Below are 23,806 nucleotides of genomic sequence, written 5' to 3'. Positions count from 1 at the left end.
AAAGGGGAAACAAAATGACTAGAATTGCCGTCTGCCCAGGGAGTTTTGATCCAGTAACAAATGGGCACCTCGATATTATCAAAAGAGGAGCAAAAGTGTTTGATAAAATGTATGTGTGTGTATTAAATAATTCTTCAAAACAGCCATTGTTCACTGTAGAAGAACGAATCCAACTTTTACAGGAAAGCACGAAAGATTTACATAATATTGAAGTTGAGTCCTTTTCTGGCCTATTGATGGACTATGCGAGCCAGAAGAATGCGAATGCAATTTTACGAGGCCTTCGTGCTGTTTCAGATTTTGAGTATGAAATGCAAATTACATCAATGAATCGTATTTTAAATGAAGAAATTGAAACTTTTTTTATGATGACAAATAATCAATATTCGTTCTTAAGCTCAAGCATTGTAAAGGAAGCTGCCAAATATCATGGTGAGATTTCCGAGCTTGTACCAAAGCCAGTTGAATTGGCGCTTAAGGAGAAATTCAAAAGCCCTGCAAATTAAATGCGAGGGCTTTTCATTTTGCTTGAGTATATAACAATATAACCTAGCAACGAAATAATTGTAAAGAGTGGCCCGTACGTCAATAACCCGTTCCATAACGTTTCGACCCAATCGGTAGTTTGTTCCGAAACGAATGGAGAGAAGACGCCGAGTGTTTCCTCTGAACCAGCATTTTTTGCATAAAGTGGATTCCATAATAGAAATGTGATGACACTTGCTATAAACCCGTGCATTATTCGCGCAATAAAAAAGGGTTTAAACCTAACATCCGTTTCTGCTAAAATGCTTGCAACCTGTGCTTGAACAGAAAGTCCACAAAATCCTAGGATAAAACTTACGGTAATTACTTTTGGAAGTAAGTCAATATGTTCCAATTGACTCGTCATCATTGAACCAGTCGTTATTTCAAAAATTCCAGAAATAAGTGGGATGCTAAGCTCGGAAGGTAGCTGAAAGAGTTTTAATAGGATGGATAGTCCAGCCCCAACTAATGCAATCACATTAATCAATGAAAGGAGCTTATTAAAAACAGAAAAAAGAATAATAAATCCTCCTATCATTAACAATGTATGAATCGAGGTAGTAACCGCGTCACCTAATAATTGACCAAATGGTCTTTTTTCCTTTAGTCTAGTTCGGTGAAGCTCCTGTAAGGCTTTTACAATGATACTTTTCTTTTCTTCATCTTTAGGTGTTTGTTCATCCCCTTTTTTACCATGGAATCTCATGATTAAACCTACACAAAAATTCCCAACATAATGGCTGACTGCAAGTAAGATCCCTAACTGTGGATTTTCAAAAAAGCCGACAGAAATAGCGGCAAATATAAATAGGGGATTTGAAGCATTTGCGAAGGAAACAAGCCTTTCTGCTTCAATCCTCGTAATCTGTTTCTCTTGCCTAAGTCGTGCAGCCAATTTTGCACCTGCTGGAAATCCTGAAGCCATACCCATGGCCCATGCAAATCCACCCACACCTGGCACTCGAAATAGGGGTCTCATTAATGGTTCAAATAAAACACCGATGAATTTAACAATCCCAAAACCAATTAATAACTCTGATAAGATTAAGAAAGGGAGTAAGGAAGGAAATACAATCTTCCACCACATTTCCAAACCAACCCTAGAAGCCTCCAATGATTCCTTTGGAAAATAAATAAGGGCAATTGTTAATAATGAAATTCCTGCTGCAATTGTTACAGTTTTAAATCTAGAACGTATCAATGGTACTCCTCCTACTGAAGTCTTCTTTTTATAGTGAGATCATCTGAGTGATAGAATAAGAGAGCCCACAATTTTCACAATCCTCTATTGTTTTCTAGAATGTCATTAAAATAAGTGAAAAAAATGCAAGAAACAAACGTATGGTTTGTACATCTATTTAAATATACGTAGATGGGTGGCATGTTTAGACCAAAAAGAATGTACAAGTTTTCAATTCTTTTTTCATATAATGATATAACGTGAAACTTCATTCAGTGAGGGGAGTATTTACCCCTTACTGAATGTTAGTTGAACAATCCGGCTTTTACTGGCAGTTGACCTCACTTGTACTTTGCTTTATTGGTTTCCTAAAAGTTGTGATGTGAGGGCAGTACTGCCAGTTAATGCGGGGAAAATTAAATGAAATTAACTCAGGGGATGATTCTGATGAACAAGCCTATAATTGGATTGGCACTTGGGTCCGGTGGAGCAAGAGGATTCGCCCATTTAGGTGTAATCAAAGTACTATTAGAAAATAAAATTCCAATCCATCTTATTGCAGGAGCAAGCATGGGTGCATTGGTCGCAAGTTTTTATGGAGCGGGTTTAGATATCGATCGTCTATATAAGCTTGCACTTGCTTTTAAGCGGAAGTATTATTTGGATTTCACTGTACCGAAGATGGGGTTTATTGCAGGAAAAAGAGTAAAGGAATTAATTCGTGTCTTTACCCATGGGAAAAACATTGAGCAACTAGATATTCCCATTGGTATTGTTGCAACTGATTTATTAACTGGTGAAAAAGTAGTGTTTCGAGATGGACCTGTCGCAGATGCAGTTCGAGCAAGTATTGCTATCCCCGGAATTTTTGTACCTGAAAAGATAGATGGTCGAATTCTGGTAGATGGTGGTGTAATTGATCGGGTTCCTATTTCCGTGGCAAAAGATATAGGAGCTGATATAGTTATTGCGGTTGACGTCTCACATGTTAAAATAAATGAAGAGGTTTCTTCAATTTTTGATGTGATTTTGCAAAGTATTGATATTATGCAAAAGGAGCTTGTGAAGTATGGAGAATTTTCTTCTGATATTATGATCCGGCCACATGTTGGACATTATAGTGCACGTGCTTTCACAAATATTGAGGACATTATCCTAGCTGGGGAAGAAGAAACAAGAAAACATCTTCCCGCAATCCAAGCGGCAATCGCAAAGTGGAAGGAGTCTTTGTTGAATGAAGAAAAAGAGAAATAAGGCTTATTTAAAAGCTCTTGCAGTTGGGGTGGTGCTAGCGATTCTAGGCACCTTTATCCAACTCCCATATTACGTGACTAAGCCTGGAATGGCAACAGAGCTTGCTCCAATTATTGAAGTGGAAAACGGCTATCAAGATGAAGGTGAATTCATGTTAACGACGATTCGCATGGGGCAAGCAAATATTTTTAGTTATGGATTGGCGAAGTTACAAAAGTATCATGAAATTTTACCGATTAATCATGTAAGACGTGACAATGAAAGTGATGAGGAATATACCAATCGACAACTTTTTTATATGGAGGACTCACAGGAATCAGCGATCACTGTTGCTTATCAGCATGCAAACAAGCCTGTAACGGTTAAAAACAATGGAATTTACATAATGGGAATCGTTGAAGGAATGCCTGCGGAAAAAGAACTAAAAGCAGGTGATCGAATTTTTGAGGTGGATGGTCACCAAATCGAAGAACATACAGAATTTATGGAGTATGTAGCCGGAAAAAAAGAAAATGAAATCATTAAAATCTCCGTCGAACGAAATGGTGAAGAGAAAACTGTTTCTGTTCCACTTGCACCTTTTCCAAATAATCCTGACAAAATTGGAATTGGAATTGAATTAATTACAGATATTGAAGTGGTGACCGACCCGAAGATTGAAATAAATACCAAAAAAATTGGAGGTCCTTCTGCTGGACTTATGTTTACCCTTGAAATCTATAATCAATTAACTGAAAAGGATTTAACTCACGGATTGCGGATTGCAGGTACAGGAACAATTAATATCGATGGACAAGTTGGTCCAATCGGTGGAATTGGTCAAAAAATAGTAGCTGCCAACAATTCTGATGTGGATATTTTCTTTGCACCAAATGAAAATGGGGCAGCAGATTCAGATTATCGCCAAGCCTTAGCGACGGCGAAGGATATCAAGAGTGATATGAAAATTGTACCTGTTGATACATTTGAAGACGCGCTCCACTATTTAGAGAATCTTGATAAGAATAAATAATGAAAAACAGTCGCTACCAATTGGTGCGACTGTTTACTTTTTATAGGTATTCTTGTTGTTCTTCATTAAATCGAATCGGTGGTTTGGCGTATTCTTGTCGTAGAAGTTGGGTGCGAAGAGGTTCAGGGAAAATAGCTACATACGTTTGAGCAGCCTTCTGGTCGAGTGTAAAAAGGTCATCAGAAAAGCCCGTCGCCTTTGAGAGAATGGGTAATTCAACATCCTTCTTGACATAATTTAAAAAGCTCTGTCCTTTTTGGGACATCCCAAGTAAGCGAATATAGGTTGCAACCGGGTTTTCATTGATCTTTTTTAGTTGTTCTTTTGTTGTATTTGTTAAGATATGTACACATAATCTTTGTAATCTAGTCCATGTATAGCGTTTTGTTTTAATTTTTTCCATAAAGTCTTTGAAGGAAGTTGATTCTGAAATATAAGTGAGTAGTCTATTTTCAATTCCTTCTTCAGCCTCATAAATAGTTGCCAATTCAGATGGTGTAGATGTCAGTAGCTTGTATTTTAATAAAGTAAAATAATCCTCCCACCGATGGAAAAGCTGATACTCCTCGAAATAAGCTGAAAGCCATTTGGAAGTGGACACGGGTAGATAGTTTTGAATTTCCTCGATGTTTTTTTTAGCAGAAAATAATGTTTTGCGAATGCTGGTTGCACTAGCAATTGATTCGTGTGAAAATGTCTCATCATGGTAGCCAGCAGATGTCCGCATAATGGTTTCTGCCTTTAATGAACTATTTTGGTCATGGATGGCTTTAACGTAATGATAGCCCAAAATATTATTTGGTTTTGATAAATCAACATATGTATCATGATTGGTAAGTGAAGAATAAGCAAGGGATGCTGCTTTTGGGTAGCTATATCCTTCTTTCAAGTACTGCCGGGCGGTGTGATCATATGAGTGTTGATTACTTTTCATAAATTCAACAGTAGACTGAAAGTCATCGATTGATCCATTTTCACTACCGAAGCAAACTTCTTCACAATGAAGAGCACTCAAAAGTGATATCGCCCCGTTTGCAAAGTTTTCTGCTTTTTGAGTCGCAAATGCATATGGTAATTCAATGACGATATCGATGCCAGCTTCCAATGCCATTTTCGTTCTTGCCCATTTCGATACTAAGGCAGGTTCGCCACGTTGTAGAAAATTTCCACTCATCACGGCAATTGTACAGTCAGGGTTTGTCTTCCTCTTTGTTTCATCAAGATGGTACTTATGTCCATTATGGAAAGGATTATATTCAACAATTACACCAACAGCCTTCATTATTTCACCTATTCATCCTTTATTATTAAAATCTTACTTTTAAATATCATTTTTTCCCGCATTAACGGGCAGTAAGCCCCCACATTTAAACGTTAATATAAATTAAAAAATTAGTTAGATGACGACAACTGCCCGTAAAAGTCCAATTAAATGAACAAACACTAAAAACGCCACGACCTGTAGCAACGTCTTTGAGACCCACATCATGTGGGTCTCAACTAACAATCGGTGGGAATTAGCGATATAAAATCGCGACGTTCTTTTGCAAAGTCTTACTAGCACGTCTTTTATTTCAAAAAAACCACTGATTGAAGTTTCACTTTAATGGAAAAGCTGATATAGTAGAAAAGTATCTACACATCAAGTATAGTGTAAAGAAAAAATATTGACAAATGTAATCTGCAAAGCTATAATTACCTTTGTTGCGCTTCGAGGTGATTTCAATTGAAATGGACAATTAATCAATTAAATCAGTTGGCTCATAAAGGCCTAACGATTGATGAAACTGTTGATGTAAAGGACATAATGGAGCTCGAAAAATCGATACGAGACATTTCTCCGGTGCAAATAACCGGTCGTGCTGATCTTAGTTCTACAAAAGCGAGCTTTCATATAACAATTTCAGGATCAATGATTCTGCCTTGTTCTCGAACATTGGTTGATGTAAAATTTCCATTCGAGATCCGAACAACTGAAACGTTTCTACTTAAAGATACATCTGTTTATGACTTAGAGTCGGACGAGGATGTTCATCAAATTCGAGGCGAAGTAATTGATTTACTTCCGATTATCAAGGAAAATATTTTACTTGAAATTCCGATGCAGATTTTTTGTGATGATTCGAACTCAGAAGATGCTGCGCCACAATCAGGACAAGATTGGGAAGTTATCAGCGAAGATGACAAAAAGAACAAGATTGATCCGCGATTGGCAGGACTAGCAAAATTCTTTGAAGACGAATAAAATCCATCTTTATCTATTCATTTTTTTAAGGAGGTGGGAATAATGGCTGTACCTTTTAGAAGAACATCTAAGACAAGAAAAAGATTACGTCGTACACATTTCAAATTACAAGTGCCAGGTATGGTGGCTTGCCCAAACTGTGGTGAAATGAAATTAGCACACCGCGTATGTAAAGAATGCGGTACTTACAAAGGAAAAGAAGTTGTTAGCAAATAATCTTTGTTAACAAGTTAAAAGCGTATGAATAACATTGTTATTCATACGCTTTTTAATTTGTCTAAGTTGCGAGTCCCTGTTTAATACCAGTACAATTAGAGTAAAAGGGATAAAGGGGAAAATGATGAATAAATACATAGTTAACCGTGATACACAGGGGATTGTATGGTTTACGATCAATCGACCCGAGAAATGGAACGCAATTGATTATGATGTAATGGATGGACTTTTACAAACGATTACAGAGGTTGAAAAGAACGAGGATGATCGTGTTTTCGTCATAACAGGAGCTGGGCAAAAAGCATTTTGTTCAGGTGGGGATTTATCGGTATTTCAAAACCTTCAAACGGTTGAAGAAGCATACAAAATGCTTAGTAAAATGGGGATGATCCTATACAAACTTGCAACATTATCCAAACCGACGATTGCTCTATTGAATGGACTAGCAATTGGTGGGGGATGTGAGCTTGCAACCGCCTGTGATTATAGACTAGCATCCCGTGGAAGTAGATTTGGTTTTGTTCAAGGAAAACAAGGAATTACCACAGGGTGGGGTGGTGCATCGCTCCTACTAGAAAGAATATCTATTGATAAAGCATATCACCTTCTTATGACTGGAGACATAAATTCTGCTGAAGACGGAAAAGAGATTGGGTTTATTCAACATGTCCTATCAGACGACGATCTGAAGAGGAATTGTGAAGAAATTATAGCTAATGAATTCTTGCATACTACTAAAGTTGTAAAAGCATACAAAAAGGTAGTGATTAGAAAATGGTTGGCTACAGGTTTAAAGGAGAGAATGCTTGAAGAAATTGAGGAATGTTCAGCCTTGTGGGTAACGGACGAACATCTTGAGGCCGTTCGAAAAATCATGCGTAAAGAATAATTATTTTCTTACTAGAGTGAGAGTAGTCTATCTTTTCTACTACATGCATATGTATAAGTAAAAAAGTATAGGAGGGAAAGATATGACTTCAACACGTCAAGATGCATGGACTCAAGATGAGGATTTATTACTTGCAGAAGTAGTATTGCGCCACATCCGTGAGGGAGGAACACAATTAGGCGCCTTTGAAGAGGTAGGTCGTACACTTTCACGTACTGCAGCTGCCTGTGGTTTTCGATGGAATTCGTATGTGCGCAAACAATATAAATCTGGAATTGAACTTGCGAAAAAACAGCGTAAAGAATTAAAAAAGCAAAATAACGGAGAACAGCTTCAGGAAAAACAAGCAGAACCTGAAACTACTGAAATTACACTTAGCAAATCACCTGAGCTACAACTAAGGGATGTCATCCGTTTCCTTGAGGAATACGAAAAAACAGAAAAAGAGCTTCAAAGCGTTGTTAAAGAAAATCAGAGCCTGAACAATCAAATAAGCAAACTCCAAGACCAAGTGAAAGCCTTGAAGGCAGAAAATAACACATTAGAAAATAATATTCAATTAATAGAGGAAGATTATAAAGCATTAATTGAGATTATGGAACGTGCCCGCAAAATGGTGGTTCTTCAAGAAGATGAAAGAAGTAAAAAGGTAAAATTTCAAATGGACAGAAATGGGAACCTTGAACGAGTAGAAAAATAAAGAAGAAAACAGCTGACATGATGTTCAGCTGTTTTCTTCTTTTTATTATCTAGCCAGAGGCTCATTTGTTAGTCGACTTCATGTACACCTTCCGGAAACCAAAGTAGCGGATTTTCTCCAAGGTCACGTTCCATATTATAGGCTGCAGGTGTAAAACCCATTTTCTCCCAAAACTCAGAAGATTTTACACGTGGATTTGTTTTAATCGGTAGATTATAGGATTTAGCATAATCCACTAATGCCTTACCAAAGCCTTTTTTCTGATAATCAGGAAGAACTTCAAGCTTCCACAGTTCTAAGTAGTCCTGTGCGGGTTCAAAGTATTTGTTGAATTTTTTATCAACACGATAAAGGCTCATACGTGCCACTAATTTATCGCCAAAGAATATCCCATAAAAAGGTGAAACGCTATCATTTTCAATAATATTTGATTCAAGGTCTTCCAGCATGGATAGCTCCTGGAGGCCATATTCCTTAAATGCTTTAAATTCTTCAAGAGTTTTATAGTTTACTAATAATTTCTCAACCTTTGCCGTATACATTTGATATCCCCCTTGCGATTCTACAATAAAAAACTGTTTTAATTTAATCGTACATTCATTATATAACAAAAAAACAAAAAATTCTGTAGAAAAATATAGAAAGCGTTTTCAATATGGTGCAGGAATATGTAGATGTATGTAGAAATTATATATTGCACCTTTTAACTTTATTCAGCAGAAGTCCTCTATTTTTTAAGTAGGGGATGAAAGCATACGGGTAAACAATTGAGTTGGTGTTCAAACCCCGCCTGAATAAAGTTAAGCCTCCGGCGGATGCCACGATTTTTCAAAGGAAGTTTTTCGAGCAAGCTCGAAAAAAATCAGGCACAAATACGCCAAAGCGTATTTGATTTTTGGCGAAAGGGGAAATGAGCTTGAAAAAAGTGTTGATTGCAAACAGAGGTGAAATAGCAGCGAGGATTATGAAAACTTGTCATGAGATGGGGATTGAAACAGTCGCTGTCTATTCTGATGCAGATCAAGAATTGCCGTTTGTAAAAAATGCAACTGTAGCTCATCGAATCGGCGAACCACCGGTTATGAAATCATATCTTCAAATGGACAAAATCATTGAAGTAGCAGAAAAAGAGCAGGTTGATGCAATCCATCCTGGTTATGGATTTTTATCGGAGAATGCAACTTTTGCCAAAGCAGTAGCTAAAAAAGGGATTGTTTTTATAGGTCCAACACCCGAGGTGATCTCCTTAATGGGGGATAAGGTGAAAGCAAGACAAACAATGATTGATGCGGGTGTGCCTGTAGTCCCAGGGAGTGAAAAGGGCATTCAAACCGTAGAAGAAGCCTTAAAGTTAGCAAAAGGTTTTGGTTATCCTGTTATGTTAAAAGCAAGTGGAGGTGGAGGCGGAATCGGAATGGTGTGTTGTCATTCTGATGAAGAATTACAAAAAGCTTTTCAAACAACAAAAAGTAGGGCCAAATCGTATTTCGGGAATGATGAAATGTTTATTGAAAAATTCATCCCGAATGCAAGACATATTGAGGTGCAAATTTTTGGTGACCATCACGGAAAAATTGTTCATCTTTTTGAAAGAGATTGCTCCATACAACGTCGCAATCAAAAAGTGATTGAAGAAACACCATCTCCTTTTCTTTCGGAAGCGACACGTAAAAAAATCTGTCATTCAGCAAAAAAGGCTGCAGAATTCGTAGGCTATACAAATGCCGGAACAATCGAGTTCATTGTTGATGAACAGGAAAATTTCTATTTTTTAGAGATGAACACAAGGCTTCAGGTTGAACATGCGGTTACAGAGATAATCACGAATCTTGATCTAGTTAAATGGCAGTTGCTTGTTGCAAGGGGAGATAGGCTGCCATTGGCTCAGAATGAAATCATGGCATCAGGGCATTCAATCGAATTTCGCGTGTATGCAGAAGACCCGATAAAGTTTTTCCCTTCCCCAGGCAAAATCGAAGAATTTACGTTGCCTCAAAATCAAAAAGGTGTCCGAATTGATAGTGGTTATGCAGCAGGGACGACGGTTACACCATTTTACGACCCGATGGTTGCCAAAATAATTGTTAAAGCAGATAATCGTCCCGAAGCGATTCAAATAGCTAAGGATTATTTTAATCAAATTGTGATAAAAGGAATAAAGACAAATATCCCATTATTTCAAGAAATTTTAAATGAAGGATCATATACCGAAGGAGAATATAACACGAACTACATTTCTTTGATGAAAAAACACTAGGGGGAATCAAGATGAATGAAATCACAGCTAGCATGGCAGGGACCGTTTTACAAGTATTAGTTTCAGAAGGTGATAAGATTTCAGAAGGTCAAGTGGTTATCATGTTGGAATCAATGAAAATGGAAATTCCGATTGAAAGCGAGCAAAAAGGTAAGATTGCTAGCATAAAAGTAGATATTGGTGATTTTGTAAATGAGGATGATGTATTACTTGTTCTAGAATAATGGAAGGAGGGTAACCATGCTTCGTACTACTAAGGATTTAGACCAAAAGCTTGTAGAAAAAAGCAAAGAAATCGAAGCAGGAGGTCATGAAAAATACCATCAAAAGCTGAAAGAACAACATAAATTATTTGTTCGTGATCGTCTTGCACTTCTTTTTGATAATGGAGTTTATCAAGAGGATGGTAAATATGCGAACAATACGGCAGGAGACCTTCCGGCTGATGGTGTCGTTACCGCGATTGGAGACATTAACGGACAAAAAGTATGTGTTATGGCGAATGATTCCACAGTAAAGGCGGGGTCATGGGGGGCTCGTACAGTTGAGAAAATTATTCGGATTCAAGAGACGGCAGAAAAGTTACGCATACCCCTCTTATATCTAGTAGATTCCGCTGGAGCGCGAATAACGGACCAGCTTGAGATGTTCCCGAACCGACGCGGAGCGGGGAGGATATTTCATAATCAGGTAAGATTATCAGGTATGATTCCTCAAATCTGTATTTTATTCGGCCCATCGGCAGCAGGTGGAGCCTACATACCAGCCTTTTGCGATATAGTCATCATGGTTGATAAGAATGCATCTATGTATTTGGGATCCCCTCGGATGGCAGAAAAGGTCATTGGTGAAAAGGTTACGTTGGAGGAAATGGGTGGTGCAAGAATGCACTGTACCGTTAGTGGCTGTGGAGATGTACTTGCTGAAAATGAAGAGCAAGCAATCCAAAGTGCTCGGGATTATTTAAAGTTTTTTCCTGCTAATTATTTGAACAAACCGGTGATTGCAGAAACAGTCCCACCAAAGGAAGGCAAGAGCCTACAAGAAATAATTCCGGTTAATCAGAATGCCCCTTTTAATATGTATGAAGGGATTGATGCCCTCATTGACGAAGGAAGTTTCTATGAGATAAAAAAACTATTTGCACCTGAAATTATTACAGGTCTTGCCCGTATTGACGGTAGACCAGTGGGAATCATTGCGAATCAGCCTAAGGTGAAGGGTGGCGTCTTGTTTGTAGATTCAGCAGACAAAGCAGCAAAATTTATCACTTTATGTGACGCGTTCCATATCCCTCTAGTGTTTTTGGCAGATGTTCCAGGATTTATGATCGGTACAAAGGTTGAAAGAGCAGGAATCATTAGACATGGTGCAAAGTTAATCGCGGCTATGAGCTCTGCTACTGTACCGAAGATTTCAGTCATTGTCAGAAAAGCATATGGTGCAGGTCTTTATGCAATGGCAGGTCCTGCCTTTGAACCCGATTATTGCGTCGCCCTACCAACTGCCCAAATTGCGGTAATGGGGCCAGAGGCGGCGGTAAATGCAGTTTATTCAAATAAAATCAATGAAATTGAAGATCCGAAAGAACGTATTGCCTTTGTTCAGCAAAAACAACAGGAGTATAAAGAGGCAATCGATATATACAAGTTAGCTTCTGAGCTAATCATTGATGATATCGTCCCAGCGGCTGATCTAAGGAGTGTTCTCATCCAGCGCTTAGCTGTATATGAAACAAAAGAACTCAATGTCACACACAAAAAACACCCTGTTTATCCGGTTTAAATAATAGGTACAAGACCCCAAGGAGTAAACTTTGGGGTTTTGTCATGCTCCTACGTTTTCGCCTTTATTTCGTAGTAGATCTACTAGGCATTTTGTCGGACTTTTTGGTAAAATAAAGGGAGGACAAACTATGGAGTTGGGGCAATGAAGATTGGAATTATTGGTGGAGGGTCCATCGGATTGCTTTTTGCGGGATATTTGGCAGAACAACATGATGTAACCATCTATACACGAACCAAACACCAGGCAAGCGAAATAAACAAAAATGGTGTAACTATTGATAAACAAAATACGTCAAAAACAGATAGAGTACAAGCTGCTACAAGCTCAGCATCTGTAATAGAAGAAGACATTGTTCTCTTTGCGGTGAAACAATACATATTAGAAGAAGTTTTATCAAACACTCTTGACTTAGAGAAGGTACATACGGTCTGCTTCCTTCAAAATGGAATGAGCCACATTAACCTCATCGAAAAACTGAAAAATCCTACGATTCTTGTGGGTGTTGTTGAACATGGCGCACTAAAAGTAGATGAAACTAGAGTCATCCACACAGGTGTCGGTCGGACGAAAATAGGAGTAATTAAAGGGAAAAATGAGGCACTCGAGGACAAAACACCTGATTTTTCAATTGAATACTATGACAATTGGTATGAAATTGTAACATCTAAGCTTATTGCAAATGCTGTCATCAACCCATTAACTGCCCTTTTTGGTGTTAGAAATGGGGAGTTGCTTGAAAATGATTATTTTCATAACCAAATGAAAGTATTATTCGATGAAATCATCTCTGTCATACCTTGTAATCATGAAAAAATGTGGGAACTTGTAAAAACGATATGTGAAAATACAGCTCAAAACAAATCATCCATGCTCCGTGACATTGAAGAAGGAAGAAAAACAGAAATTGATGCCATTTTAGGCTACGTATTAAAAGAAGCAATAAAGATGAGCAAGGAAGCAGTTATAACAAAATTTCTATATAATTCTATAAAAGGTTTTGAAACTAAAGGGGGATAAGGAATGGTCGACTTTTTTGCAGGAATCGCTGCGACGTTTGTTACAATTCCACTACTAGGATTCGTCCTAGTCTACTTGATTAGTAGATTTATCATAAAAAGTACTCGGAAATCTTTTTTTCTATCGGTTGATGTAACGACCTTATTTTTTCTTATTGCAGTGCATTATTTATTACTTGTGATTGTTGGAAAAAGCATGCTTTGGCTCATTCTCCTCATCCTCCTTATGACCATTTTGATTATTGGCTATATGACTTGGAGGAAAAACCATGAAATTGAAACAGTGAAAGTTTTAAGGAAGTCTTGGCGTTTCGTATTCCTTGCTTCCACGGTTGTGTATTTTCTATTACTACTCATCGGGCTTGTTCAACGAATTTTTGTCACAGCATAAATTTTCGAAACAATGAGCAGTAATTTTTGGTTTCTCAAAAAAGCGTGCTATACTCAACTAAGATATAAACTGGATATGAAAGGAAGAACAAGAATTTATGGAGGTTTTGGATCTCTCACTGCCATCTTCAAATCGATTAGTAAACGATTATCTTTCTAATAAAATGGATATAGAGAAATTTTTTGATTACGATATCCAATCTCCCCTAGTGTATGAGGTGAGAAAAAAAGAGTTAGAAAAGAGACATTTTGAACGTGAGAAACTTGTGGAGCATTTAGTTTCTTTTAATAAACGATTAAATTATCATCCCCATACGATTGAGAATATACACAAGCTATTAGACACACAGAGTGTTGTGGTGATTGGTGGGCAGCAAGCAGGGGTATTGACTGGACCGTTATATACCATTCATAAAATCGTTTCTATTATTAAGCTTGCAAAAGAACAAGAGGAAAAATTAAATATACCTGTTATACCAGTATTTTGGATTGCTGGAGAGGATCATGATTTTGCAGAAATCAATCATCTCTATGTGAATCTTCAAACTGGCATTCGAAAAAGAGCAGTTCCACAATATCACAACCGTAAGACAATGGTATCTTCAATAGAAATTAAACAGGATGGCTTCATGGAATGGATTGAAGAAGTCTTTGAGACGTATGGTGAAACCAATCATACGATTAGTCTTTTAGAACTCCTGAATGGATTTGTGAAAAATTCAAAGACATACGTTGATTTCTTTATACAAATTATCAATGAACTTTTTGGAGAAACTGGGCTCGTTCTTGTGGATTCTGGCTCAAAAGAAATTAGAACACTTCAATCACCCTATTTTAAAAAAATGATTGAAAAAAATAGAGAGATTCATGATTCATTGTTAATGCAGCAGGAAGTTTTGTCTGCCTATCAATACCCTAAAACAATCGACATGAATGAATCTAGTGCAAACCTTTTTTATACGCAAAATGATGAACGGATTTTGCTTGAGTACAATGTGGAGCATGATATTTTTAGTGGGAAAAATAATGAATGTATCCTTTGTGGAGATGAATTGCTTAAGGTTGCGATAGAAAAGCCGGAACTATTAAGCAATAATGTAGTAACAAGACCGGTTATGCAGGAGTTCTTATTTCCGACACTTGCTTTTATTTCTGGACCTGGTGAAGTATCATACTGGGCAGAGCTTAAAAAGGTATTTGAAGTAATGGAAATTAAGATGCCCCCTGTTCTTCCGCGGTTAATGATGACAATTTTAGAAAGAGCAATTGAGTCTAATATAGAAGAAATTGGCTTGACTATTCAAGCGGTGTTGTCAGGGGAGCTTGCAAAAGCGAAAGAAACATGGCTGGAAAAACAAACGGCTGATGTAGATGGCATCATTTCAGAAGCAAAGAAAGAAGTCGAGCTAATTCATAAAAAGGTTAGGAATGTGGGGCTAGAAGTGGACCATGGGTTGGCAGATCTTTTATTAAAGAACGCCCAAAATATTCAATCGCAATTTGATTTTCTAAAAAATACATTTAATCGAAGTATCCTAAAACGTAATGAGATTGAATTAAATCGTTTTAACCGAATTGAAAAATCACTCCTACCACTTGGCTCCCCACAGGAGAGATTATGGAATGTTTTTTACTATTTAAATAAATATGGCGACGATTTTATCAAAGATTTATTAGCTCTTCCGTTTGAATTTAACGGAAAACATAAAGTGATAAAGATGTAGTTCGTATTGAAAATCCTCGGAATTTCCGGGGATTTTTTTTGTTTGGTAAAAATTTATAAAAACTGGTGGTGGAAAGTGGGGGATTGTGGTAAGATAAATACAGAAAGTGGGGACAATGGATATGTTCATGGGAGAATACCATCATACTGTTGATACGAAAGGCCGAATGATTATACCTGCGAAGTTTCGAGATAATCTTGGTGAAACATTTGTTTTAACGAGAGGTCTTGATCAGTGCTTGTTCGGTTACCCACAATCTGAATGGAAAATACTTGAAGAAAAATTAAAAACACTCCCATTAACAAAAAAAGACGCTCGCGCTTTCACACGATTTTTCTTTTCTGGAGCCATTGAATGTGAACTTGATAAACAAGGAAGAGTGAATATTGCATCACCTCTTCTTTCATATGCAGGGCTTGAAAAGGAATGTGTGGTTCTAGGAGTATCAAACCGCATAGAAATTTGGAGTAAGGACAAGTGGGAAGAATATTTCGCCGCTTCTGAGGAATCTTTTTCTGATATAGCTGAAAATATGATCGGTTTTGATATATAATTATTCATTGTGTTAAAGATAATAAGGATATTACACAGATGATTATAAGAGGTGCTAACATGTTCGAACATAAAACCGTTCTATTAGAAGAGGCTGTAAATGGATTAAAGATAGACCCAGATGGCATCTATGTAGACTGCACACTTGGTGGAGCAGGACATAGCTCATACATAGCTTCAAAGCTTTCAAACAAAGGTAAGCTATATGCATTTGATCAAGATGATGTTGCAATCGAAAATGCAAAGGCCAAGCTTGCTAAATATGGTGATATTGTTACCATCATCAAAAGTAATTTTGCTAACATAACTGATAAATTACATGAACAAGGTGTAACAACTGTTGATGGCATTTTGTTTGACCTAGGTGTTTCATCCCCACAATTGGACACCCCGGAAAGAGGATTTAGCTATCACCACGATGCCCCACTTGATATGCGAATGGATCAAGATGCAACATTATCTGCGTATGACATCGTAAATCATTGGTCATATGAGCAAATGGTAAGAATCTTTTTTCAATATGGTGAAGAAAAATTTTCAAAACAAATTGCTAGAAAAATAGAGGCCGCACGTGAGAAGAAACCAATTGAAACCACTGGAGAATTGGTGGAATTAATTAAAGAGGGCATCCCGGCCGCAGCAAGAAGAACTGGCGGGCATCCGGCAAAAAGGATTTTTCAAGCGATTCGAATTGCGGTCAACGATGAGTTAAAAGTATTTGAAGATGCGATTCATCAGTCAATCGAGCTTCTTGCAACAGGAGGAAGGGTGAGTGTTATTACTTTTCACTCACTAGAGGACAGAATTTGTAAAGTTACCTTTAAAAAGGCAAGCGAAGGTCCACCCCTACCACCCGGCATTCCGATTATTCCTGATGAATACAAGCCAAAGTTAAAACTTATTACAAGAAAACCGATATTACCTACAGAAGAAGAAATTGAGGCAAACAAGAGGGCTCGTTCTGCGAAGTTAAGAATCGCAGAAAGACTTTAAACAATATATTACGATAGGTACTTGAGGAGGGATATGATGGGTAATTTAGCATACAAAGTAAGGCAAACAGAAAGCTACCAACCAGATCAGTCACCGAAGACACGACCAACCATAAGAAAGAAGTTTCGATTTACGTTAGGAGAAAAGGTATTAGGGATTGTATTCTCTGCAGCTGTAATGTTCTGCGCAATTCAAATCATATCTAACCAAGTATCGATCTATCATACAAACATCGAAATCCAACAAATCGAAGCATCAATCAGTCAACAAACAAAAACAAATAATGACCTTTATGTACAAGTCCAGGAATTAAGCGAATACGAACGTCTTTGGGAAAAAGCGAGAGAACTTGGCCTTGTTTTAAATGAAAACAATGTTAAAGTTGTTCAAGGGAATTAAAACATGAAAATGAAGGTTAAAAATAACAATATAAATAGAGGAGCAGCATTTATTAGTATAATATTTGCTTTGCTCTTTTTTACATTGATGGCAAGATTTGTGTATATCCAAGGTACTGGTAAGGTTGATGGTGTTGTTTTAGCGGCATTAGCAGAAAAAAAATATACGAAACAAAGAACAATTGAAGCACATCGAGGAACGGTGTATGACCGTAATGGAAACCCAATTGCTGAGGATACTTCTTCTTATACTGTTGTCGCAATCCTTGATGAAGATTTAACGGTAGATAAAGATGACCCGCAACATGTTGTTGATCCCGAAGAAACGGCTCGTAAGCTTTCACCTCTCTTGAACATGGATGAGAACGAGATGTATAAAATATTAACAAAACCTGAAAGGAAACAGGTTGAATTCGGGACTTATGGCCGGGATATTAGTACATCACTCAAACAGGAAATTGAAAGTTTAGAATTACCGGGTATTGCGTTTAGAAGAGAATCAAAACGCTACTATCCTAACGGGACCTTTGCCTCACATGTTGTTGGCTATGCACAGATGGTAACTGATCCCAAAACGAAAGAGACGGAAACGGTCGGAAAGATGGGAATTGAACAAAGTCTTGATAAGTACCTTCAAGAAAAAGATGGCTACATGAAATTCCAGAGTGATACGAAAGGCTTTAAATTACCGGACGCAAAAGAGCAGATTGTCGCACCTGACAATGGAAGCGATGTTTATTTAACAATTGATCAAACAATCCAAACGTTTTTAGAGGACGCCATGAACACGACCATGAAGGAATATGAACCTGAAAAAATCATTGGTGTTGTCGCAAACCCAAAAACGGGTGAAATTTTAGCAATGTCGTCGAGACCGAGCTTTGACCCAAATGTTCGAAATATCCAAAACTACTTGAATGATGCCATTTCCTACCCGTTTGAGCCAGGTTCAACGATGAAAATCTTTACATTGGCCGCAGCGATTGAAGAAGGAGTATATAATGGAAATGCAACCTTTGCTTCAGGAAGCTACACAGCTGGAGGAGAAACAATCCGTGACCATAATAGGAGAGGTTGGGGGACGATTACCTATGATGAAGGTGTCCTTAAATCTTCAAACGTTGCGTTTGCGAAGTTAGCCAATGAACAATTAGGAACGGATAAATTATTGGAGTATTTGGGACGTTTTGGACTTGATCGACCAACTGGCATCGATTTAGCAGGTGAGGTTCAAAACACGATCAATTTTAAATGGGAGATTGATAGAGTATCAACCGCATTTGGCCAAGCATCCTCTGTTACTCCAATTCAGCAGATACAAGCAGCTACAGCGATCGCTAATGGCGGTAAAATGATGAAACCATATGTTGTTGAAAAAATCGTCGACCCGGATACAGATAAAACGGTTGTTGATCACAAACCTCAAGTTGTGGGACAACCTGTTTCAGCAGAAACGACTAAAAAAGTGTTAAATTTATTACGGCAAGTTGTAACAGATGGTACAGGAAAAGCCTATGATCTTGAAGGCTATCAAGTTGCTGGGAAAACAGGTACTGCTCAAATTCCAAGTCCACAAGGTGGGTATTTATCGGGAAGGGGTAACTTTTTATACTCATTCCTAGGTATGGCACCGATGGATGACCCCAAATTAATTGTCTATGTTGCTGTAGAGAAGCCTAAGCTTAAAGATACAGACATTGGTCACGAACCTGTTGTGATGGTATTTAATCATGTGATGAAAAATAGCTTACAATACCTAAATATACAACCAATAGAGCAAAATACGGAAAATAATGTGAATGTGGATAAAGAAGTTGAAGTTGATTCCTATGTTGGAAAATCAATTGAAGAGGCTAAAGCTTCAATTGATAAGTTACAGCTTAAAGCAACTGTAATTGGAAAAGGTAAGAATATTATCGCCCAAAGTCCAAGTCAAAGTGAAAAAATACTACCTAACGAACAGGTCTTTCTACTTACTGATCAGGAAGCGACCTTGCCAGATATGACAAATTGGTCAATAAGGGATGTTATGAGAGTTGCTGATTTAACTAATATAAAAGTTTCACATAGTGGTAGTGGATATGTCGTCCAACAAAGCTTAGAACCTGGGGCTATCATTAAAGACGGTGATTCATTATCCGTAAAATTAGAACGACCATACACACCACAAGAGGAAACAGCTGAACAACCAGCTGAAGAAAGCGAAAATAGTAAGAAAGAACAAGAAGGGAACTGATCTTTCAGTTCCTCAGAGAGTAGACAAAGTCAGTACTGACTTTGTCTACTCAAATTTTCACAGGATATTTAGATATAACTAACTATCTACAGACTGTCTTGAAAACGCTTGGCAGACAAGGCACGCCGCCGATCGAAGACGCGAATAGAAGTTGCCGTCATGAGCGCACGAGAGAGGTAAGCAACTAAAGTCATGCGAGCGTTTGTCAACAGTCTGGGGAACTGATATTTCAGTTCCTTTTTTTTATGACCAAGCAATTCGATATCGATACATTCGTTCTATTCATTCTTGTACAAGCATATATTTAGACGAGCCTTGATTTGTAAGTTTAATAGGAGGTACATCTATATGCGTGTTTCGAATGTAACAGTACGAAAAAGACTCTCATTAGTACTATTTATAGGATTTTTATTATTTTTGATTATTGATGTTCGACTTGGATATGTTCAATTTTTCGTTGGGAATAAGCTAACTGCACTGGCAAAGGATTCATGGAGCCGGGATATTCCATTTGAACCGGAACGAGGAAAAATCATTGACCGAAATGACGTCGTCCTTGCAACAAACCAGAGTGCACCGACTGTACTAGTCGTTCCTCGGCAAATTGAGAATCCTGCAGAAGCAGCAGAAAAACTTGCTGCCGTTTTAAATATGTCAAAAGAAAAAGCGTATAAAAAGATAACTGAAAATGAATCAAAAGTCTATATCAATCCTGAGGGCAGAAAGATTTCTCATGAAAAAGCGAATGAAGTTCGCGCGCTGGGAATTAAGGGTGTATACATAGCGGAAGATTCGAAACGTCATTATCCGTTTGGTAGCTATCTTTCGCATGTATTAGGTTTTGCCGGTATTGATAATCAAGGGTTAACAGGGCTTGAGAAAAGCTATGATGAAGAATTAAAGGGTGAAAAAGGAAGTGTGCAATTCTATTCCGATGCAAAAGGAAGAAGAATGCCGGATATCGCTGATGATTATACACCTCCTAAGGATGGTCTTGACTTAAAGCTAACGATTGATACGAGAATTCAATCTCTTATTGAACGTGAACTCGATAATGCTGAAGCACAATACAATCCAGATGGAATCATTGCGATTGCGATGAATCCTAATAATGGTGAAATCTTAGGAATGTCTTCAAGACCTGATTTTGATCCAGCAAACTTTCGAAATGTTCCGCAAGAAGTGTACAACCGTAATCTTCCTGTTTGGAGCACCTACGAGCCTGGTTCAACCTTTAAGATTATAACTCTAGCTGCTTCCTTAGAAGAAGGAAAAGTGAATCTAGATAATGATCATTTTAATGACCCGGGTTTTGTCAAGGTCGGGGGAGCTACACTTAAATGTTGGAAACGCGGCGGACATGGCCATCAAACATTCCTAGAGGTTGTTCAAAACTCTTGTAACCCTGGTTTTGTTGAGTTAGGAACAAGATTAGGGAAGGATACATTGTTCAAGTATGTTCGCGATTTTGGATTTGGTCAAAAAACAGGGATTGACCTTCAGGGAGAAGGTACTGGAATCCTCTTTAAACCAGAAAATGTAGGTCCAGTTGAATTAGCAACAACGGCCTTTGGTCAAGGGGTGGCGGTAACGCCGATTCAACAGGTAGCAGCTGTTTCTGCAGCGGTAAATGGTGGAACCTTATATCAGCCATATGTCGCGAAGGAATGGATCAATCCTGTTACAGGAAAAGTGGTGAAAAGTAATTCTCCTATAGCAAAGCGCAAGGTCATTTCCGAAGAAACGTCTAAACAAGTAAGATATGCACTTGAAAGTGTTGTAGCAAAAGGTTCAGGTGGAGGCGCTTATGTGGATGGTTATCGTGTAGGTGGAAAGACCGGTACCGCTCAAAAATCAAAAAAGGGTGGCGGCTACCTTCAAAATAACCATATTGTATCATTTATTGGTTTTGCACCTGCAGATGATCCTCAAATTGTCGTCTATATTGCCGTTGATAACCCGAAGGGAACAGTTCAATTTGGTGGGGTCGTTGCAGCACCGATTGTTGGAAATATTATGCGTGAAAGCCTGCCATTGCTAGGAATTGAAAAGCGAGATAAACAAATTGAAAAAGAAATCAGATTGTGGACGGATAAAAAATATCTTGAGGTTCCAAATCTAATTGGTTTAACGAAAAAGGAATTACAGCAGCAATTAATGAATATCAAATTGGATATCAGTGGAAAAGGAAATGTTGTTGTTGACCAGGCACCAAATCCAGGAGAACGGGTGCAAGAAGGAACAACATTACGGATCCATCTTGGGGAAGCGACAGACCAAAAAGATTCAAAAAAGAAGAACTAAGTAGTTCAGGGGGATTTTCCCCCTTTCAAACTTCTTTTTTCTATAAAAAGGAATACCTTTAATATAGAGGAATAAAATTTTTGGTAGGGTGTCCTTTTTAACCATTTATTTATGGGAAATTAGGGTACTAGACAACACACGGGGACTAGCGTATTATGTTAATCTGATACAATTCCTGGGTAAATTTTTCGAGAGGGAATGGTAAAATTCATGATGAGATTACAGGACTTATTAGCGAACCTGCATGATTTTACGGAAAAAGGTAATGACAATCCTTTTATCACATCTCTTGAAATGGACTCGAGGGAGGTAGAAAAGGGAAGTTTATTCTTTTGTGTAAAAGGTAGTACGTTCGATGGCCATGTATTTGCATCAGAAGCTGAAGCGAAAGGTGCGGTTGCTATCATCGCTGAAAAAGATGTAGGGGTATCGATTCCTGTTATCAAAGTGAAGGATACAAGAAGGGCAATGGCTGTAATGGCAGATGCGTTTTATCAGCAACCGACACATAAACTCCAATTAATTGGGGTTACCGGGACAAACGGTAAAACATCAATAAGCCATATTGTTGAAGAGATTTTTAAAGAAGCCGGTGAAAAAACAGGTCTCATTGGAACGATGTACACAAAAATCGGTGAAAAAACAATTGAAATGAAGAATACGACTCCAGAATCAGTAACACTTCAAAAGTTTTTTCATCAAATGGTTTCTGCTAAAGTAACGAGGGTTGTGATGGAGGTCTCTTCCCATGCACTCGATATTGGTAGGGTACACGGATGTGATTTTAATATAGCGGTGTTTTCAAATTTGACACAGGATCATTTGGATTACCATCGAACAATTGATGAGTATCGAAGAGTGAAAGGTTTGTTGTTTGCTAGTTTAGGTAATCGCTTTGATAAAGATAATCCGAAATTTGCGGTTTTGAATAATGATGACACTGCTTCAGAGGAATACGCCAGATCCACTTCAGCAACAATCGTTACATATGGAATTCATCAGACGGCTGATATTATGGCTGCTAACATTCGTATGACCGCCTCTGGGACAGAATTTGATTTAATTACACCGTTTGGTTCTTACGAAGTGAAGACGAATTTAATTGGACAATTTAGTGTTTATAACGTTTTGGCTGCCATCGCTACTGGTATCGTGTCTCGGATCCCGATTTCAACAATAATTAGGGCAATCGAAAAGGTAAAAGGTGTACCCGGACGTTTTGAAATCGTGAACCAAGGGCAAAATTTTACTGTAATTGTCGATTATGCACACACCCCTGATAGCTTAGAAAATGTCTTAAGAACAGTTAGACAGTTTGCAAAAGGGAAAATCAACGTAATTATTGGATGTGGTGGAGATAGAGACCGATCAAAGCGTCCGCTTATGGCCAAAATCGCAACAAAATTCGCGGATGTCCCCATTTTTACATCTGATAATCCTCGCTCGGAAGATCCTCTCGAAATTTTAAAGGAGATGGAAGCGGGGGTAGAGGGAGAATTTTATATCACTATCCCGGATCGTGAAAAAGCAATTTTTTATGCTATTTCAAATGCGGGTGAGAATGATATAATAATCATTGCTGGAAAAGGACATGAAACCTATCAAATCATTGGGAATAAGACTCATTCATTTGATGACCGCCTTGTTGCTGCTCGTGCAATTAAGGAGTTGAATTAATTGTTATCCAATCAAGATATGTGGACTCTTTTTGAAGAAGCGTATGGGTTCAATCATCAGAATTTTGATTTTGAGGAAGTGACTACTGACCCCACTATCGTAACGAAAAGAGGACTTTATATTTCAATTCAACAAGAAAAAAGGGATAAATTTTTAAAGCAAGCACTTTATAATGGTGCAGTTGCAGCAGTTTGGCCAAAGGATGAAAAATTACCCCTGTTTCTTCCCAATCATTTCCCTGTATTCGTAGTAACAGATCCACTACCAGCACTCAATCAAATCTTGGAATTCTATCTAAAAAAAATCGAAGAAAATGGGTATGATACAATGACAAAATTTAAACTATTTACAAATGAACTGAAAAGTATGAAGCAAAACGATCAAGCAGTAAACGAAATAACCATGCATCTTAGAAAATTAGCAATGCTTGAAAAAGGGAGGGGATAA

The 23,806-nt window shown here is 37.9% G+C and carries 23 protein-coding genes; 20 read left to right on the top strand and 3 right to left on the bottom strand.

Annotation, left to right across the window (positions count from 1 at the left end):
• The first annotated feature begins 14 nt into the window (after positions 1 to 14).
• On the top strand, positions 15 to 506 hold the full coding sequence (gene coaD / locus RGU12_RS03505) for a pantetheine-phosphate adenylyltransferase (protein WP_116350690.1): 492 nt from the start codon (positions 15 to 17) through the stop codon (positions 504 to 506).
• On the opposite strand, the gene spoVV is transcribed toward coaD, so the two are convergent.
• Positions 503 to 1,729: a dipicolinic acid transporter SpoVV gene (spoVV, locus tag RGU12_RS03500; protein WP_309534823.1), complete on the bottom strand. Its 1,227-nt coding sequence runs from the start codon at positions 1,727 to 1,729 to the stop codon at positions 503 to 505. The two genes, coaD and spoVV, sit on opposite strands and share 4 nt — an antisense overlap.
• Positions 1,730 to 2,155: 426 nt before the next feature.
• Here spoVV and RGU12_RS03495 point away from each other — a divergent pair, with 426 nt between their 5' ends.
• Together RGU12_RS03495 and RGU12_RS03490 are read left to right on the top strand one after the other, a co-directional pair.
• On the top strand, positions 2,156 to 2,962 hold the full coding sequence (locus tag RGU12_RS03495) for a patatin-like phospholipase family protein (RefSeq protein WP_309534822.1): 807 nt from the start codon (positions 2,156 to 2,158) through the stop codon (positions 2,960 to 2,962).
• Positions 2,943 to 3,974, top strand: coding sequence for a SepM family pheromone-processing serine protease (locus RGU12_RS03490; RefSeq protein WP_309534821.1), 1,032 nt, complete (start codon positions 2,943 to 2,945; stop codon positions 3,972 to 3,974). The genes RGU12_RS03495 and RGU12_RS03490 overlap by 20 nt, the downstream gene beginning before the upstream one ends.
• A 40-nt stretch (positions 3,975 to 4,014) precedes the next feature.
• Here the strand turns inward: RGU12_RS03490 and RGU12_RS03485 are convergent, their stop codons facing one another.
• Positions 4,015 to 5,256, bottom strand: a complete 1,242-nt coding sequence (locus RGU12_RS03485) for a nucleotidyltransferase (RefSeq protein WP_309534820.1) — start codon at positions 5,254 to 5,256, stop codon at positions 4,015 to 4,017.
• A gap of 444 nt (positions 5,257 to 5,700) precedes the next feature.
• Between RGU12_RS03485 and RGU12_RS03480 the strand changes: the two genes are divergently transcribed.
• From RGU12_RS03480 to gerR, 4 genes are all read left to right on the top strand, one after another.
• Positions 5,701 to 6,219, top strand: coding sequence for a YceD family protein (locus tag RGU12_RS03480; RefSeq protein ID WP_116350685.1), 519 nt, complete (start codon positions 5,701 to 5,703; stop codon positions 6,217 to 6,219).
• A gap of 42 nt (positions 6,220 to 6,261) precedes the next feature.
• Positions 6,262 to 6,435, top strand: coding sequence for a 50S ribosomal protein L32 (gene rpmF, locus RGU12_RS03475; protein WP_116350684.1), 174 nt, complete (start codon positions 6,262 to 6,264; stop codon positions 6,433 to 6,435).
• Positions 6,436 to 6,559: 124 nt separating this feature from the next.
• Complete coding sequence (locus RGU12_RS03470) at positions 6,560 to 7,324, top strand: enoyl-CoA hydratase/isomerase family protein (protein ID WP_309534819.1); 765 nt, start codon at positions 6,560 to 6,562, stop codon at positions 7,322 to 7,324.
• Positions 7,325 to 7,406: 82 nt separating this feature from the next.
• Complete coding sequence (gene gerR / locus RGU12_RS03465) at positions 7,407 to 8,024, top strand: sporulation-specific transcriptional regulator GerR (protein WP_309534818.1); 618 nt, start codon at positions 7,407 to 7,409, stop codon at positions 8,022 to 8,024.
• A gap of 68 nt (positions 8,025 to 8,092) precedes the next feature.
• Here gerR and RGU12_RS03460 read toward each other — a convergent pair whose 3' ends face one another.
• Positions 8,093 to 8,566: an N-acetyltransferase gene (locus RGU12_RS03460; protein WP_309534817.1), complete on the bottom strand. Its 474-nt coding sequence runs from the start codon at positions 8,564 to 8,566 to the stop codon at positions 8,093 to 8,095.
• A 374-nt stretch (positions 8,567 to 8,940) separates the two neighbouring features.
• On the opposite strand from RGU12_RS03460, the gene RGU12_RS03455 reads away from it, so the two are divergent.
• The 13 genes from RGU12_RS03455 to RGU12_RS03395 all read left to right on the top strand — a co-directional run bounded on the left by RGU12_RS03455 (position 8,941) and on the right by RGU12_RS03395 (position 23,806).
• Positions 8,941 to 10,281 carry an acetyl-CoA carboxylase biotin carboxylase subunit gene (locus tag RGU12_RS03455; RefSeq protein ID WP_309534816.1) on the top strand — a complete coding sequence of 447 codons (1,341 nt, stop codon included), beginning with the start codon at positions 8,941 to 8,943 and terminating at the stop codon, positions 10,279 to 10,281.
• Positions 10,282 to 10,292: 11 nt separating this feature from the next.
• Complete coding sequence (locus tag RGU12_RS03450; RefSeq protein WP_309534815.1) at positions 10,293 to 10,505, top strand: biotin/lipoyl-binding carrier protein; 213 nt, start codon at positions 10,293 to 10,295, stop codon at positions 10,503 to 10,505.
• A gap of 16 nt (positions 10,506 to 10,521) precedes the next feature.
• The gene (locus tag RGU12_RS03445; RefSeq protein WP_309534814.1) at positions 10,522 to 12,066 is read left to right on the top strand and encodes an acyl-CoA carboxylase subunit beta; all 1,545 of its coding nucleotides are present in this window, start codon (positions 10,522 to 10,524) and stop codon (positions 12,064 to 12,066) included.
• Positions 12,067 to 12,210: 144 nt separating this feature from the next.
• Positions 12,211 to 13,086, top strand: a complete 876-nt coding sequence (locus tag RGU12_RS03440; RefSeq protein WP_309534813.1) for a 2-dehydropantoate 2-reductase — start codon at positions 12,211 to 12,213, stop codon at positions 13,084 to 13,086.
• A 3-nt stretch (positions 13,087 to 13,089) separates the two neighbouring features.
• Complete coding sequence (locus tag RGU12_RS03435) at positions 13,090 to 13,476, top strand: DUF3397 domain-containing protein (protein WP_309534812.1); 387 nt, start codon at positions 13,090 to 13,092, stop codon at positions 13,474 to 13,476.
• Between the two features lie 97 nt (positions 13,477 to 13,573).
• On the top strand, positions 13,574 to 15,199 hold the full coding sequence (gene bshC, locus RGU12_RS03430) for a bacillithiol biosynthesis cysteine-adding enzyme BshC (protein ID WP_309534811.1): 1,626 nt from the start codon (positions 13,574 to 13,576) through the stop codon (positions 15,197 to 15,199).
• A 121-nt stretch (positions 15,200 to 15,320) separates the two neighbouring features.
• Complete coding sequence (gene mraZ, locus RGU12_RS03425) at positions 15,321 to 15,752, top strand: division/cell wall cluster transcriptional repressor MraZ (RefSeq protein WP_116350674.1); 432 nt, start codon at positions 15,321 to 15,323, stop codon at positions 15,750 to 15,752.
• Between the two features lie 59 nt (positions 15,753 to 15,811).
• Positions 15,812 to 16,744 (top strand): 16S rRNA (cytosine(1402)-N(4))-methyltransferase RsmH, encoded by a 933-nt coding sequence (gene rsmH / locus RGU12_RS03420; protein ID WP_309534810.1) that lies wholly within the window; start codon positions 15,812 to 15,814, stop codon positions 16,742 to 16,744.
• 36 nt (positions 16,745 to 16,780) lie between these two features.
• Positions 16,781 to 17,143 carry a cell division protein FtsL gene (ftsL, locus tag RGU12_RS03415; protein ID WP_309534809.1) on the top strand — a complete coding sequence of 121 codons (363 nt, stop codon included), beginning with the start codon at positions 16,781 to 16,783 and terminating at the stop codon, positions 17,141 to 17,143.
• A 3-nt stretch (positions 17,144 to 17,146) separates the two neighbouring features.
• A complete protein-coding gene (locus tag RGU12_RS03410) occupies positions 17,147 to 19,378 on the top strand; it encodes a penicillin-binding protein (RefSeq protein WP_309534808.1) in 2,232 nt (743 codons plus the stop codon).
• 348 nt (positions 19,379 to 19,726) lie between these two features.
• Entirely contained in the window at positions 19,727 to 21,682 is a 1,956-nt protein-coding gene (locus RGU12_RS03405) for a stage V sporulation protein D (protein ID WP_309534807.1), read from the top strand.
• Between the two features lie 213 nt (positions 21,683 to 21,895).
• On the top strand, positions 21,896 to 23,359 hold the full coding sequence (locus RGU12_RS03400; RefSeq protein ID WP_309536262.1) for a UDP-N-acetylmuramoyl-L-alanyl-D-glutamate--2,6-diaminopimelate ligase: 1,464 nt from the start codon (positions 21,896 to 21,898) through the stop codon (positions 23,357 to 23,359).
• A complete protein-coding gene (locus tag RGU12_RS03395) occupies positions 23,360 to 23,806 on the top strand; it encodes a hypothetical protein (RefSeq protein ID WP_309534806.1) in 447 nt (148 codons plus the stop codon).

Origin of the sequence: Ferdinandcohnia sp. QZ13 (assembly GCF_031324165.1) — a bacterium.
GTDB lineage: Bacteria > Bacillota > Bacilli > Bacillales > Bacillaceae_L > Ferdinandcohnia.
The sequence above is the reverse complement of the archived record's forward strand: the minus strand, read 5'-3'. Positions and strand labels throughout refer to the sequence as shown.

What these genes read in the sequence shown, in the direction of transcription:
- coaD (WP_116350690.1), top strand. Translation starts at nt 15, where the DNA reads ATGACTAGAATTGCCGTCTGCCCAGGGAGTTTTGATCCAGTAACAAAT.
- RGU12_RS03495 (WP_309534822.1), top strand. Translation starts at nt 2,156, where the DNA reads ATGAACAAGCCTATAATTGGATTGGCACTTGGGTCCGGTGGAGCAAGA.
- RGU12_RS03490 (WP_309534821.1), top strand. Translation starts at nt 2,943, where the DNA reads ATGAAGAAAAAGAGAAATAAGGCTTATTTAAAAGCTCTTGCAGTTGGG.
- RGU12_RS03485 (WP_309534820.1), bottom strand. Translation starts at nt 5,256, where the DNA reads ATGAAGGCTGTTGGTGTAATTGTTGAATATAATCCTTTCCATAATGGA.
- rpmF (WP_116350684.1), top strand. Translation starts at nt 6,262, where the DNA reads ATGGCTGTACCTTTTAGAAGAACATCTAAGACAAGAAAAAGATTACGT.
- RGU12_RS03470 (WP_309534819.1), top strand. Translation starts at nt 6,560, where the DNA reads ATGAATAAATACATAGTTAACCGTGATACACAGGGGATTGTATGGTTT.
- gerR (WP_309534818.1), top strand. Translation starts at nt 7,407, where the DNA reads ATGACTTCAACACGTCAAGATGCATGGACTCAAGATGAGGATTTATTA.
- RGU12_RS03460 (WP_309534817.1), bottom strand. Translation starts at nt 8,566, where the DNA reads ATGTATACGGCAAAGGTTGAGAAATTATTAGTAAACTATAAAACTCTT.
- RGU12_RS03450 (WP_309534815.1), top strand. Translation starts at nt 10,293, where the DNA reads ATGAATGAAATCACAGCTAGCATGGCAGGGACCGTTTTACAAGTATTA.
- RGU12_RS03445 (WP_309534814.1), top strand. Translation starts at nt 10,522, where the DNA reads ATGCTTCGTACTACTAAGGATTTAGACCAAAAGCTTGTAGAAAAAAGC.
- RGU12_RS03440 (WP_309534813.1), top strand. Translation starts at nt 12,211, where the DNA reads ATGAAGATTGGAATTATTGGTGGAGGGTCCATCGGATTGCTTTTTGCG.
- RGU12_RS03435 (WP_309534812.1), top strand. Translation starts at nt 13,090, where the DNA reads ATGGTCGACTTTTTTGCAGGAATCGCTGCGACGTTTGTTACAATTCCA.
- bshC (WP_309534811.1), top strand. Translation starts at nt 13,574, where the DNA reads ATGGAGGTTTTGGATCTCTCACTGCCATCTTCAAATCGATTAGTAAAC.
- mraZ (WP_116350674.1), top strand. Translation starts at nt 15,321, where the DNA reads ATGTTCATGGGAGAATACCATCATACTGTTGATACGAAAGGCCGAATG.
- rsmH (WP_309534810.1), top strand. Translation starts at nt 15,812, where the DNA reads ATGTTCGAACATAAAACCGTTCTATTAGAAGAGGCTGTAAATGGATTA.
- ftsL (WP_309534809.1), top strand. Translation starts at nt 16,781, where the DNA reads ATGGGTAATTTAGCATACAAAGTAAGGCAAACAGAAAGCTACCAACCA.
- RGU12_RS03410 (WP_309534808.1), top strand. Translation starts at nt 17,147, where the DNA reads ATGAAAATGAAGGTTAAAAATAACAATATAAATAGAGGAGCAGCATTT.
- RGU12_RS03405 (WP_309534807.1), top strand. Translation starts at nt 19,727, where the DNA reads ATGCGTGTTTCGAATGTAACAGTACGAAAAAGACTCTCATTAGTACTA.
- RGU12_RS03400 (WP_309536262.1), top strand. Translation starts at nt 21,896, where the DNA reads ATGAGATTACAGGACTTATTAGCGAACCTGCATGATTTTACGGAAAAA.